Source organism: Daejeonella sp. AP26 (genome assembly GCF_056680515.1).
On the sequence record NZ_CM155286.1, the window covers coordinates 609,949 to 622,622 of the forward strand.

The 12,674-nt window shown below is 41.1% G+C and carries 13 protein-coding genes and 1 tRNA gene; 9 read left to right on the forward strand and 5 right to left on the reverse strand.

The window, feature by feature from the left end:
• Nucleotides 1–3: 3 nt before the first annotated feature.
• The 3 genes from purS to rho form a co-directional block, all read right to left on the reverse strand.
• Nucleotides 4–255, reverse strand: a complete 252-nt coding sequence (purS, locus tag AC1MCB_RS02640) for a phosphoribosylformylglycinamidine synthase subunit PurS (RefSeq protein ID WP_479967198.1) — start codon at nucleotides 253–255, stop codon at nucleotides 4–6.
• Complete coding sequence (gene pssA / locus AC1MCB_RS02645; protein WP_479967199.1) at nucleotides 252–947, reverse strand: CDP-diacylglycerol--serine O-phosphatidyltransferase; 696 nt, start codon at nucleotides 945–947, stop codon at nucleotides 252–254. Before pssA ends, purS begins: the two co-directional genes overlap by 4 nt.
• Nucleotides 948–1,149: 202 nt before the next feature.
• Nucleotides 1,150–2,766: a transcription termination factor Rho gene (gene rho, locus AC1MCB_RS02650; RefSeq protein WP_479967200.1), complete on the reverse strand. Its 1,617-nt coding sequence runs from the start codon at nucleotides 2,764–2,766 to the stop codon at nucleotides 1,150–1,152.
• Between the two features lie 239 nt (nucleotides 2,767–3,005).
• Between rho and pyrF the strand changes: the two genes are divergently transcribed.
• The 4 genes from pyrF to AC1MCB_RS02670 are packed head-to-tail and all read left to right on the forward strand — an operon-like array spanning nucleotide 3,006 to nucleotide 6,310.
• Nucleotides 3,006–3,833, forward strand: a complete 828-nt coding sequence (gene pyrF, locus AC1MCB_RS02655; RefSeq protein ID WP_479967201.1) for an orotidine-5'-phosphate decarboxylase — start codon at nucleotides 3,006–3,008, stop codon at nucleotides 3,831–3,833.
• 2 nt (nucleotides 3,834–3,835) lie between these two features.
• The gene (locus AC1MCB_RS02660) at nucleotides 3,836–4,774 is read left to right on the forward strand and encodes a DMT family transporter (RefSeq protein WP_479967202.1); all 939 of its coding nucleotides are present in this window, start codon (nucleotides 3,836–3,838) and stop codon (nucleotides 4,772–4,774) included.
• A 35-nt stretch (nucleotides 4,775–4,809) separates the two neighbouring features.
• Nucleotides 4,810–6,090, forward strand: coding sequence for a DUF2851 family protein (locus tag AC1MCB_RS02665; RefSeq protein ID WP_479967203.1), 1,281 nt, complete (start codon nucleotides 4,810–4,812; stop codon nucleotides 6,088–6,090).
• A 4-nt stretch (nucleotides 6,091–6,094) separates the two neighbouring features.
• Nucleotides 6,095–6,310: a PspC domain-containing protein gene (locus AC1MCB_RS02670; RefSeq protein ID WP_479968777.1), complete on the forward strand. Its 216-nt coding sequence runs from the start codon at nucleotides 6,095–6,097 to the stop codon at nucleotides 6,308–6,310.
• A 2-nt stretch (nucleotides 6,311–6,312) separates the two neighbouring features.
• On the opposite strand, the gene AC1MCB_RS02675 is transcribed toward AC1MCB_RS02670, so the two are convergent.
• On the reverse strand, nucleotides 6,313–6,963 hold the full coding sequence (locus AC1MCB_RS02675; RefSeq protein ID WP_479967204.1) for an ankyrin repeat domain-containing protein: 651 nt from the start codon (nucleotides 6,961–6,963) through the stop codon (nucleotides 6,313–6,315).
• Nucleotides 6,964–7,252: 289 nt separating this feature from the next.
• On the opposite strand from AC1MCB_RS02675, the gene AC1MCB_RS02680 reads away from it, so the two are divergent.
• The 5 genes from AC1MCB_RS02680 to AC1MCB_RS02700 all read left to right on the forward strand — a co-directional run bounded on the left by AC1MCB_RS02680 (nucleotide 7,253) and on the right by AC1MCB_RS02700 (nucleotide 12,354).
• On the forward strand, nucleotides 7,253–9,772 hold the full coding sequence (locus tag AC1MCB_RS02680) for an FtsK/SpoIIIE family DNA translocase (protein WP_479967205.1): 2,520 nt from the start codon (nucleotides 7,253–7,255) through the stop codon (nucleotides 9,770–9,772).
• Between the two features lie 95 nt (nucleotides 9,773–9,867).
• Nucleotides 9,868–10,521: an outer membrane lipoprotein periplasmic chaperone LolA1 gene (lolA1, locus tag AC1MCB_RS02685; protein WP_479967206.1), complete on the forward strand. Its 654-nt coding sequence runs from the start codon at nucleotides 9,868–9,870 to the stop codon at nucleotides 10,519–10,521.
• 103 nt (nucleotides 10,522–10,624) lie between these two features.
• Entirely contained in the window at nucleotides 10,625–10,900 is a 276-nt protein-coding gene (locus AC1MCB_RS02690) for a hypothetical protein (protein ID WP_479967207.1), read from the forward strand.
• Nucleotides 10,897–11,658, forward strand: coding sequence for an MBL fold metallo-hydrolase (locus AC1MCB_RS02695; protein WP_479967208.1), 762 nt, complete (start codon nucleotides 10,897–10,899; stop codon nucleotides 11,656–11,658). The genes AC1MCB_RS02690 and AC1MCB_RS02695 overlap by 4 nt, the downstream gene beginning before the upstream one ends.
• Before the next feature lie 159 nt (nucleotides 11,659–11,817).
• A complete protein-coding gene (locus tag AC1MCB_RS02700; RefSeq protein ID WP_479967209.1) occupies nucleotides 11,818–12,354 on the forward strand; it encodes a class I SAM-dependent methyltransferase in 537 nt (178 codons plus the stop codon).
• Nucleotides 12,355–12,511: 157 nt separating this feature from the next.
• On the opposite strand, the gene AC1MCB_RS02705 is transcribed toward AC1MCB_RS02700, so the two are convergent.
• Nucleotides 12,512–12,595: transfer RNA gene (locus AC1MCB_RS02705), tRNA-Leu, on the reverse strand.
• Nucleotides 12,596–12,674 lie beyond the last annotated feature (79 nt).

The following is a 12,674-nucleotide window of genomic DNA, read 5'->3' on the forward strand; positions in this document are numbered from 1 at the left end:
TGACTAGACCACTTTCAACTCAAAGCTGTAGCTTTCCATAATTAAGTTTGCAAGCAATTTTTTGCAGGCTTCATCAACTTTGGCGTGCGCTGTAGTTTCGTCCTGCGCTTCAATCTCCAGGGTGATGTGTTTGCCGATGCGGACATTTTGTATATCCTCTAAGCCCAAGTTTTTCATACTACCGGTTACGGCTTTTCCTTGAGGGTCAAGTATCTCTTTAAGTGGCATAACGTCTATTTCGGCAATGAATTTCATCTTAGTCTGAATTGAATTAATGATAATAGGATATAAATAAATACAATAATGGGTACGGCGGCAAATTTAAAAATAAGGATGAGTATTATTGCCGAAACAACTAAAATATAACGGAATAAGTTATCGCTTACCTTTAAACTCTTAAATTTCAGCGAAATCAGTGGAAGTTCTGTTATCAGTAAAATACTCATCCCGAGGCTGAAAATAAAAAGGAAGAAGGGATTGAGGATATAGGCGGATAAGAACCAATTTCCCTGGGCCAGGATCATGGGCAGTGATGCGATGAGCAGGGCATTCGCTGGAGTAGGCAGGCCAATAAAATTCTCTGCCTGACGGGTATCAATATTAAACTTTGCTAACCTTAGTGCGGAAAACACAGCTATCAAAAAAGCTGACATATTTAAAAACGGGCTGATATTACCAACCTGGGGTGATTGAAGGAATAATTGATATATTATTACCGAAGGCAATACACCGAAACTAACAACGTCTGCCAGGGAATCAAGTTCCTTCCCAATGTCAGAATGAACATTTAACAACCTGGCAATCATCCCATCAAAAAAATCAAAAATTGCTGCCAATAAAGTAGCATAACCTGCTATGATCAGATCGCCTTGAAAGGCATATACTATCCCAATACAACCACTGAATAAATTCAAACAAGTTATGATGTTGGGTATATGTTTTTTCATAGCAGCAGGTTACATAAAAGTACAAAGATGATAGAATAAAGCATTTATGCCTAATCTTATTCTCTAGTCTTCAGCGGTAGAGCAGGTGTTAAAAGAACAAAGATCAAAGAGTAAAGATTTATTCCTTTACTCCTTGATCTTTTCTTTTGCTCTCAGTCTTCAATAACTGTTTATTCCTTATTCTTTGTTCCTTAATCTTCCTCTACGAATTCATAGATATCAGGAACTCCTCATTTGTTCGGGTTCCTTTCATTTGAGACTGTAAAAACTCCATTGATTCCTGGGAGTTCATATCCGCCAAGTGATTACGCAGAATCCAGATTCTTTGCAAAGTATCTTTATCAAGCAACAGGTCGTCACGACGAGTACTTGAGGCAGTAAGGTCAATAGCAGGGAAAATCCGTTTATTTGATAATTTACGATCAAGCTGAAGTTCCATGTTACCGGTTCCTTTAAACTCTTCAAATATCACTTCATCCATCTTCGAACCGGTTTCAGTTAAGGCTGTCGCCAGGATAGTTAATGATCCGCCGTCTTCAATATTACGGGCAGCACCAAAAAAACGCTTTGGCTTATGCAGTGCATTAGCATCCACCCCTCCTGAAAGTATTTTTCCGGATGCAGGGGCAACGGTGTTATAAGCACGGGCCAAACGGGTTATAGAATCTAGTAGTATAACTACGTCATGACCACATTCAACCATGCGCTTTGCTTTTTCAAGCACAATATTTGCAATTTTAACGTGCCTTTCTGCCGGCTCATCGAAAGTTGACGAGACCACTTCTGCGCGAACGCTGCGAGCCATGTCTGTTACTTCCTCAGGACGTTCATCAATTAATAGAATGATAAGATATACCTCCGGATGGTTCTTTGCAATCGCATTCGCCACGTCCTTTAATAACATCGTTTTACCCGTTTTAGGCTGCGCTACAATTAGGCCACGCTGACCTTTACCAATTGGGGTAAACAAATCCATTATCCGGGTCGAGCTATTTGAATTATCAACAAACAGATTTAATTTTTCTGTTGGAAAAAGAGGGGTCAGGAATTCAAACGGAACACGATCACGAACATCAGCAGGAATACGACCGTTGATGGCCTCAACACGAACTAATGGGAAATATTTTTCACCCTCTTTAGGGGGTCTTATGCTGCCTCTAACAGTGTCTCCGGTTTTCAGGCCGAACAGTTTTATTTGTGACTGAGAAACATAAATATCATCCGGAGAGGAAAGGTAATTGTAATCCGAAGAACGCAGGAAACCATATCCGTCGGGCATTATTTCCAAAATTCCTTCATTGACAATTACATTATCGAAATCTAAATTGATAACAGCGGCAGCGGCTGTTTCCTGTTGCTGACGGTTTTGGTTCCTGCGGTCAAACTTGCGATTCTCACCAGGTTGACTTACGGGTGCGGGAGTAACCGGTGCTTCTTTTCTTTCAGGTTCCGGGGCAACAACGCTTTCGGGTTGTTCTGGTAATATTTCAGGTTCAGATTCAATAGCTACTTCATCTTCCTCATCAAATTCAGGTAAACGGGTATTATCAACTGGGGCTTCTCTATGTTTTTTACTCTCGGTTGCTTTGGTAGATCTGGCACGTTTACGCGGTTTCTCTTCAGCGTGAGTACTGTCGCCGTTCGAAAATAAGGTTACAGGAGCAGCCGCAGGGGCCGTATCCGGGCCTGTACTTTTCTCGATAATCTTCGTGATCAGTTCCTGCTTACGAAATGAATCGGCATCCACGATACCGTAATTTTGGGCAATCTCACGAAGCTCAGACACGAGCTTATCGTTCAATTTGTTAATTTCCAGCATTAAATATTTATGTTATGAGATTTTGGGTTCAAAAAGAGTTTATCCGGCAGGACACAATCAGCAAATTTTCTTTTATACTTTATTAAAATAAGAATTTATGAGATTTCCCCGTTCGCAGGGGTCAATTGAGATAACGACACAATTGTATACAATAAAATGCTATAAACAAAAACTTTTAAATTTTTTTTTAACCGAAACCTTCATTCTTTTATAATTTCGCACAACTTAAATACGATTCGATGACCCGCCAGCAATTGATTGGGCAGATACAAGCTAAAAGATCTTTTTTGTGTATAGGCTTAGATACAGATATAACGCTAATTCCCCGTTTTTTATTGGATTATGAAGATCCGGTATTTGAATTTAATAAGCGCATAATTGATGCCACTTATGATTTATGTGTCTCGTATAAACCAAATAGTGCTTTTTATGAGAGTAGGGGCCTGAATGGCTGGCAAAGTTTAATTAGTACCTGCAATCATATTCCACTCCAGTGCTTTAGCATAATAGATGCAAAACGTGGTGATATTGGGAATACTTCCTCAATGTATGCAAAAGCTTTTTTCGATAAAGAGGCATCAGGGATGAGCTTTGATGCTATAACTATTGCTCCCTATATGGGAAGTGATTCTGTAAAACCTTTCTTAAAGTTTGAAGATAAATGGGTGATTTTACTTGCTCACACATCTAATGAGGGTGGAAATGACTTTCAACTCGTAAAATCCGACGATGAATACTTGTTTGAGAAAGTGATACGTACGGCCAACACATGGGCAGGGCCTGAACAGCTGATGTATGTTGTAGGTGCTACGCGTCCTGAGTCATTTGCCTTAATACGGAAACATGCTCCGGATCATTTCTTACTGGTTCCCGGCGTAGGAGCGCAGGGAGGAAACCTTCAGGATGTTTGCAAATATGGGCTCACTAAAGATTGCGGCTTGCTGATCAATTCATCACGGTCTATAATTTATGCCGCAAATGATGAAAGCTTCGCCGATCGCGCCCGGGAGGAAGCTCTTAAGATCCAGAAAGAAATGTCTCTCATTTTAGAACAGATTAATCTTTAAGGATGCCATCCAGGTTCAATCTGAAGTTATTTCTCTCTTTATTTAGTATAGCTCTTTTCTGGGGAACTACTTATCTCGCTATTCGCATAGGAGTCGAAACCATTCCGCCCTTATTGGTTACCGGGTTAAGAAACGTTATTGCCGGAGGAATCTTTTTAATCTATCTCATTTCTTCTCAGCAGCTGGAAAAGATGGACTGGCCCCGTATTCGGAGAAACATGCTTATCGCATTTATGATGATTGTATTGGCGAATGGGCTTACCACCTTTGCAGAAAAGTATATCTCAAGCGGGTTGGCTGCTTTGATATCCACATTATCTCCATTAACAGTTTTATTAATTAACCTTAGCTTAGGCAACGAAAAGCCTTCCTTTAAGGTAATTACAGGGATTTTACTCGGCATCTCAGGTATGTACCTCATTTACCAGGATAATATAGCCGACCTTTTCAATCCGGAGTACCGTTTAGGCATTGCTGCCATACTGTTTGCTGTAATGATGTGGTCTGCCGGAACTGTTTACACCAAAAGAAGTTCGTCCCACCCAGGGAATATTATTGTAAATCTGTGCATGCAGATGCTTTTTGCCGGGATCTTAATGGTGATCATGCAGTTGTTTGTCAATCCTGTTGCTGCATGGCAAAACTGGAGCCAGCGCAGTCTTTGGGCTGTTATCTATCTCGCAATCTTTGGTTCGGTGGTGGGTTATTCTGCATATAATTACGCTCTTTCCAAGCTCCCCTCAACCCGGGTTTCAGTAATTACCTATATCAACGTAGTTGTCGCATTATTTCTGGGCTGGCTGATCTTAGATGAGCAAGTTAACGTACGTATTATATTAGCTGCTGTACTAATCATTAGTGGGGTTGTCATAGCTAATTTCCGCAAAAGAGAAGTGGCCATAGAAAAAGAAAGGCAGCCGATACCCGAGGTGATCGAATAATTCTTTGCCTAAGTTTAAAATTGGTAAATTGGTTAATGCCATTTCCCGAGGAGTTTTTGCATTATCTGTGGAAGTTCCGTCTGTTCAGGCAAAATCAATTATTCACTACGTCTGGTTTGGCCGTAGAAATATTAAATCCAGGCATACATAACCACCATGCAGGTCCTGACTTTGAAAATTCGCGAATTCGTATTGGCGATACTGTCTGGGCTGGCAATGTAGAAATTCACCTTAATTCTTCTGATTGGATAAGACACAATCATCAGGTTGACGAAGCCTACAACAATGTGATCTTACATGTTGTATTTACTTGCGATAAAGAGGTATTTCGTGAAAACGGGACATCTATCCCCCAATTGTGTTTGAAGGAACTCATTCCCGAAACAGTTATCAGTAATTACAATCGCCTCATGATTGGCTTAAACTGGATTCCCTGTGAAAAACAAGTTATTTTGCTGGATCCTTTCCATATCAAGAACTGGCTTTCCAGGGTATTAATAGAGAGATTTGAATATAAATCTGAAAGCCTGAAAGAGATCCTTACGGAGTTTAAAGGCAGTTGGGACGACAGTTTTTACATTTTGCTAGCCAGAAACTTTGGGTTTAAGACGAATTCTTTACCGTTTGAATTACTGGCGAGATCGCTGCCACAACAGATATTATCAAAACACAAGAACAAACCTCTGCAAATTGAAGCTTTGGTTTTTGGACAAGCAGGATTTTTAGGGCAGAAATTTACAGAGGAATATCCAAGGCAGCTAAAAAAAGAATACGGATTTTTAAAAAAGAAGTATTCTTTAGAGCCGGTAGATCACTTTACATGGAAGTATATGCGCCTGAGGCCTCAAAATTTTCCGGGTGTCCGCCTGGCACAGTTTGCCGCCCTAATATTGAAATCGAACCATTTATTCTCCAAAATTCTTGAATTCAAAAGGGCAGCGGTTATAAACGAAATGTTTTCAGCCCTTCCCATTAATGTTTACTGGAACACTCACTATCGTTTTGATAATGTTTCTGAGCAGTCAGGCAAACAAATTGGACATCAATCTATTAATAATATACTGATTAACACTGTCGCCGTTTCTCTGTTCACTTACGGACGGCAAACAGGGCAGCAGAAATTCATAAACAGGGCAATAGAACTGCTTGAGAATATCCCGGCAGAAAAAAACAGTGTAATTGCTCGCTTCAGCGAGATAGGCTTTCAGCCCGGGACAGCGGATGAAACTCAGGCCTTGATACAGTTAAAACGCAATTATTGTGATTCAAAAAAATGCCTACATTGTGGCATTGGTATTAAACTACTAAAGCAATAGAATGATGTTACAGCAAGTGCTTACGTTTTTTGAGAAAAGATCTTTCGGGGTCTGTGCATATTTGGGAGAACGCTTTAATATTTCTATCTCTAAAATAAGATTGTTTTTTATCTACTCATCCTTTTTAGCCGTAGGATTCCCACTGATCTTCTATGTCATGGCAGCCTTTGTTCTGGATATCCGCAATTACATCAAGCGAATCCGGATCTTTGACTTTTAAATCTATTCAGAGAGTATTTTAGCAATATCAGTAAAACCCTTTTCTGCGGCCAGACTGGCCGGCGTTTTACCACCCTCCATACGCACGTTCACCTCAGCTCCGGCTTCAAGCAGCACAATCAGCAACTCTACATTCCCATTTTGAGCCGCAGAATGCAATGGCGTCACTCCCGACTGTTGAGCAACATTCACCTGAGCTCCAGCCTCCAGCAGCATTTTGGCAATCATAGTGTGGTCTGTAGCGACTGCAGAGTGAAGCGGGAAAACGTTGAAACCATTGCTAGATGCAACGTTTGGGTCAGCATCCTTTAGCAATAAATACCTTGTAACATCTTCATGTCCAAAATACGCAGCCAAACCCAGGGGAGTAAACCCATCCTCAGAGAATTCGTTAACCAAATTTGGGTTCAAATAGATCAGATGAGCAACAGCATCAAACTTGCCAACGGCGCATGCTTCAAAAATATTGATATCGTCGACGTATTTTAAAATGATGGTTGCAAGCTCAGGCTTCTTATAATAGCATGCTAACAGTAAGGGAGAAACGTTTAAAGAAGTTTGTTTGAAAGCGAGTGAAGGATTAGCCTGCAGAAGATCATTTAAGGCAGAGGCATCGCCTGTTTCAATATATTCTTCAAGTAAATCTGAACTCATTTTTAAATAATGATCTTATACTGTGTTACGGATCAATATTACCAAAAATAAATAAAAAATCCCACCCCGATATTCGGAGTGGGATAACCTAAACAACGCAACTTAAACTTAAAAACCTAACCTTTAAACTATGAAACCTAAAGAACTTATAAACTACTTTAATGCATTGATATTTATTAGAGGGGATACACTGGCAAAGGTTTAATGCCCATGTAATTTTTATGGTTAATCCTTCTCCTCTGAATATTGCAGATAAACTTATATTTGTGATTATTAACTACTATTTCGAATGCCCGTACGAGGAAATCAATTTAAAAGTGCCAATTCATTTCGCGAAGAGCCCAAATCTAAAGGACCTGTAAAAGAGCGGGTTCAGCGAGAAAGGACAGAGATTCTTCCAAAATTCACTTTTTCTGATGGGCGGCCTGTTAAAATCATAGGCTTATTTTTTCTCATCATATCGCTCTATTTTCTTGTCGCGTTTTGCTCTTATCTGTTCACCTGGCAGGAGGATCAAAGCTATGTGATGGACTCTAACGGAGGCTGGAGTAACTTGTGGAAAACACAGGCTGAATTGGCTGACCTCGGCTTCCAGCAGCCTGTAGTGGAAAACTGGCTTGGCAAATTCGGCGCGTTATTATCACACCAGTTCATTTATGAATGGTTCGGCGTAGCTTCATTTCTTTTTATAGGAGTGTTTTTTATCATTGGTTACCGGATGCTTTTTAAAATAAAAGTAGTCTCCATAAGCAAAACCCTTGGCTACTCTCTTTTTTTATTACTCTTTATATCCCTTTCAACCGCTTTTTTTCATGGCTTTGTTTCTGACTATCCTCATTTCCTGGAGGGCGAGTTTGGATTTTGGGCAAACCGGCTATTGAATGCACAGATAGGTAACGCAGGGATTGCAGGATTGCTGGCTTTCGCCGGATTATCAGCCCTTATTATAGCCTATAACATTGATTTCAAAATTCCTGAACGAAGATCTGAACCGAAGTATACGGTTCCCGAAAGCCAGGAACCAATGGAACTGGAAGATGAGGTACGTTTTGAGCCGGTCGAATTTAATGTAAACCGTAATGGCGCTTCGGCAAATAAGGTTAGACAGGAGGCACCATTTAAACCTCTGGAAACTATCATAGAGCCTCGGCATGAGCCTGTTACCCTTCAACCATCGCGTGAAATACCTCTGGAGACGGCGATACTAGTCTCTGAGGAGATAAAAGACGAACCTCAACTCACGATCGAGAAAACGGAGGAAGAGAAGAAAGCTTCAGAGCTGGTAGAGCAATTCGGAATGTATGATCCTACGCTGGATCTGTCGAGCTATAAATACCCAACGCTGGACTTGCTGGAGAACTACGGATCAAACAAAATTTCGGTGAACTCCGACGAACTTGAAGCTAACAAAAACAAGATCGTCGAAACCCTGAATCATTATAACATTGAGATCGATAAGATCAAAGCGACCATAGGTCCAACAGTTACCTTGTATGAGATTATTCCGGCACCCGGAGTGAGAATCTCCAAGATCAAGAACCTGGAAGATGATATTGCACTAAGTCTGGCCGCCCTTGGTATCCGTATCATTGCGCCCATGCCGGGTAAAGGTACTATTGGAATAGAAGTTCCAAATCAACATCCCGAGATGGTTTCCATGAGGTCAGTCTTAGCAACCGAAAAGTTTCAGAATACCACTATGGACCTGCCCATCGCCCTGGGCAAAACGATCTCTAATGAGGTGTACATCGCCGATCTGGCCAAAATGCCGCACTTGCTGGTTGCAGGTGCAACCGGTCAGGGGAAATCAGTGGGTATCAATGCGATCCTTATTTCTTTACTCTATAAAAAACACCCTTCACAATTGAAGTTCGTACTGGTCGATCCCAAAAAGGTTGAGTTAACGTTATTCAGGAAAATTGAAAGGCACTTTCTGGCTAAGCTACCTGGCGAAGAAGACGCGATCATTACGGATACTAAAAAGGTGATCACCACTCTGAATTCACTTTGTATCGAAATGGATCAGCGTTATGATCTGTTGAAAAACGGCCAGGTACGAAACCTGAAGGAATATAACCAGAAGTTCATCAGCCGAAAGCTTAACCCTAATGATGGACACCGCTTCCTTCCATTTATTGTATTAGTTATCGATGAGTTTGCCGATTTGATGATGACCGCTGGCAAGGAAGTGGAAACACCAATTGCCCGTATCGCTCAATTAGCCCGTGCGGTGGGTATTCACCTGGTGATTGCTACACAGCGTCCTTCCGTAAACATCATCACCGGAACTATCAAAGCCAACTTCCCTGCAAGGTTAGCCTTCCGGGTTCTTTCTAAGATAGACTCCAGGACAATCCTTGATTCCGGCGGTGCAGATCAGTTAATTGGGCGGGGAGATATGCTACTAGCCACTGGCAGCGAGCTAATACGGATCCAGTGTGCATTTGTTGATACACCTGAAGTTGAACGCATCTCCGAGTTCATCGGATCCCAGAGAGGGTATGCCTCTGCCTGGATGCTGCCAGAATATGTGGATGAAAATGCTGCGTCGTCGTCCAAAGATTTTGATGCCGATGATCGCGACCCTTTGTTTGAAGATGCCGCCAGGTTGATCGTGATGCATCAGCAAGGATCTACTTCTTTAATCCAGCGCAAGCTAAAATTAGGCTACAACCGCGCAGGTCGTATCATCGATCAGTTGGAGGCGGCAAACATTGTTGGACCCTTCGAGGGGAGCAAGGCGAGGGAGGTGCTATTTCCCGATGAATACTCTCTGGAACAGTTCTTGGATACCCTAAGTAAAAAGTGATAAGGGAAGCTGCGTTATAGTTGATTAAACTATTAGGGATTAATGGGCTCTAATTACATATCATAACAACGCGAATCAACATTAGAAACGATAAGATGAAGAAGATAATTTATTTAGTAGCATTAATAATAGCCGGAACCTCGGTAAAAGTATCAGCGCAGTCAGCAACTAAGGCTAAAGCAATTTTAGCTGAAGTTAGCAAGAAGTATAAGAGTTACGATGTAATCAAAACCGACTTCACTTTTACGATCAATAATCCCCAGTCTAAAATGAACGAAAGCCAGTCGGGCACCCTGTATGTTCGGTCAAAAGCAAACAAGTATAAGGTTGTTTTAAAAGATCAGGAGCTTATAAGCGACGGGAAAAACCAGTGGACCTATCTTAAGGCAGATCAGGAAGTGCAGTTAAGCGAAGTGAATAATGGTGCCGATGGTCTGAATCCGGCTAAGATCTTTACGATTCATGAGAAAGGATTTAAGTCGCTGTACATTAATGACACTAAATTGAATGGCAAGTTGGTGCATAATATTGAACTTTCTCCAATTGATGCGAAGACTTCATTTTTTAAAATAAAGTTGAAGATTGATAAAATAACCAAGCAAATTGTCAATGCCGTTATTTACGACAAAAACGGATCTCATTACACTTACACAATAAGATCCTTCACGCCTAATGTGAAGGTACCCGAATCTACCTTCGCTTTTGACGCCAAAAAATATCCCGGCGTTGAAGTAGTAGACTTAAGGTAATTTGTTCAATAGCGAATATAAAGGCGGATCAGGGTAATACCGGTTCCGCCTTTTTTTATATCCGCATTAGCAAAAGCCCTATTTTTATCTATTTTTGAGATACATGGTACTCACTTATACGCAGCATACCTTAGATAAGCTTGAGCAATTACTAAAAGCGCTGAATTATAAATTGAGATATGAAAAGGGAAACTTTAAAACCGGAGCCTGTGTGCTTGATAACAGCAGGGTAATCGTGGTAAATAAGTTCTCAAATCTTGAAAGCAAAATCATGTCGGTCGCAGCTTTGGTACAAACACTGGAAACAGACGAAGCGCTGCTTGACGACAAACAAAAGGCTTTCCTGTATTTATTGAAGCAAACTAAGCTGGAATTTTGAAGATTACATTTTTAGGAACAGGAACTTCGCAGGGTGTTCCGGTAATTGCCTGCGATTGCGAGGTTTGCACCTCTACCGATCAGCGGGACAACCGGCTTAGGGTCTCGGTAATGATTGAAACCGGGGGCAAGGTGATTGTCATTGATTCCGGTCCCGACTTCAGATACCAGATGCTCAGGGCTGGTGTAAAGCACCTGGATGCCATTGTGTTTACTCACGAGCATAAGGATCATGTGGCTGGGATGGACGATGTAAGAGCCTTCAATTATAAGCAGCAGCGGGAGATTGATGTGTATGCACACCCGCGCGTTCAGGACGCTTTAAAGCGCGAATTCTCATATATCTTTGCCAGTCATACTTACCCTGGGGTACCGCGCGTTATATTGAACTCAATTGGTGATCAGCCCTTCCTGGTAGAAGGGATAGAGTTCATTCCTATCCAGGTGATGCATTTCAAATTACCGGTATTAGGTTTCCGTGTAGGGGATTTTTCATATATAACGGATGCAAAAACCATAAATTCGGAGGAACGCTTAAAATTAAAAGGCTCGAAAATTCTGGTGGTCAATGCCCTGCAAAAAGAAAATCATATCTCACATCTAACCCTCAAAGAGGCGTTGTCATTCGCTGAGGACATCGGCGCTGACCAAACTTATCTGACGCATATAAGCCATCGTTTAGGCCGTCATGCTGATATTCTGCATGAGTTGCCGCCAAATGTCAGTCTGGCTTATGATCAGCTGGTACTCGATTTATAACAAGCTTACTACGGCCTTCGGGCACTACTATTTAACAATTAAGTAGTGACACAACCAATTTACTATCAACCAAAACGTTACATTGTCAACCTATTCAGGTATTTTCTTATCTGTATTTGATAGCCAAACAAAAATTCGATATACAGCAGCAACATATAAATGATTTCTACCGCACTAAGTTATATCAGGAACATCAGAACAACCGGTGCCGTATATGAATCTTCAAGGTATGTTTCCCGACAGATTACCAATGAAATAAATATAAACAAGCCACAAATCGTTATTGAGTTGGGTGGGGGAACCGGAAATATCACCGAAAGCATTCTCTCAAAGCTTCATCCCGACTCCGTTCTATATTGTTTTGAGATCGAACCCCAGTTTTACGCTCATTTAGAAACCATTAAGGATAGCAGGTTCCACTTAATCAAAGATTCTGCGGCAGATTTGACTAAATATTTCGATGTTTCATCAATTGATATTATCATATCCGGATTACCCCTAAGTCTGTTCGACATAATAGATCGGAAACAGCTTTTAAACGACTGCTACAAAGTACTTAAAAGTGGAGGAGTGTTCAGGCAATTTCTATATTCACCCAGGAAAAATTACTTCATTACCATTTTCGACAAAATGGAAACTCACTTTGCAGTCAACTTACCACCTGCCATTCTTTATTCCTGCTACAAAATCAATTAATCCGGAAGTCTGTTGGAGTTTGAGGGAAAGAATTTGGGGTTAGAATTTGGTTTAGTTCTAAAATGCATAGTGCACGTTAATTTAACCTGCACTATGGTGTGATAAGGTAAAAAAAAGAGTTAATCTAAGCCCAACTACATTGTTTAAACCAAAAGAGTGCCCGGGAGCAGATTCGAACTGCCACGCCCTTTCGAGCGCCACCCCCTCAAAGTGGTGCGTCTGCCAATTTCGCCACCCGGGCTTTTTTGATTAGTATTTAGTATCTAGTACTTAGTATTTAGAACTATCTAACCATTGCATACAATTAGTACTGAGTATTC

Coding starts and splice junctions, on each gene's coding strand:
- purS (WP_479967198.1), bottom strand. CDS start 255: ATGAAATTCATTGCCGAAATAGACGTTATGCCACTTAAAGAGATACTT.
- pssA (WP_479967199.1), bottom strand. CDS start 947: ATGAAAAAACATATACCCAACATCATAACTTGTTTGAATTTATTCAGT.
- rho (WP_479967200.1), bottom strand. CDS start 2,766: ATGCTGGAAATTAACAAATTGAACGATAAGCTCGTGTCTGAGCTTCGT.
- pyrF (WP_479967201.1), top strand. CDS start 3,006: ATGACCCGCCAGCAATTGATTGGGCAGATACAAGCTAAAAGATCTTTT.
- AC1MCB_RS02660 (WP_479967202.1), top strand. CDS start 3,836: ATGCCATCCAGGTTCAATCTGAAGTTATTTCTCTCTTTATTTAGTATA.
- AC1MCB_RS02665 (WP_479967203.1), top strand. CDS start 4,810: ATGCCATTTCCCGAGGAGTTTTTGCATTATCTGTGGAAGTTCCGTCTG.
- AC1MCB_RS02670 (WP_479968777.1), top strand. CDS start 6,095: ATGTTACAGCAAGTGCTTACGTTTTTTGAGAAAAGATCTTTCGGGGTC.
- AC1MCB_RS02675 (WP_479967204.1), bottom strand. CDS start 6,963: ATGAGTTCAGATTTACTTGAAGAATATATTGAAACAGGCGATGCCTCT.
- AC1MCB_RS02680 (WP_479967205.1), top strand. CDS start 7,253: ATGCCCGTACGAGGAAATCAATTTAAAAGTGCCAATTCATTTCGCGAA.
- lolA1 (WP_479967206.1), top strand. CDS start 9,868: ATGAAGAAGATAATTTATTTAGTAGCATTAATAATAGCCGGAACCTCG.
- AC1MCB_RS02690 (WP_479967207.1), top strand. CDS start 10,625: ATGGTACTCACTTATACGCAGCATACCTTAGATAAGCTTGAGCAATTA.
- AC1MCB_RS02700 (WP_479967209.1), top strand. CDS start 11,818: ATGATTTCTACCGCACTAAGTTATATCAGGAACATCAGAACAACCGGT.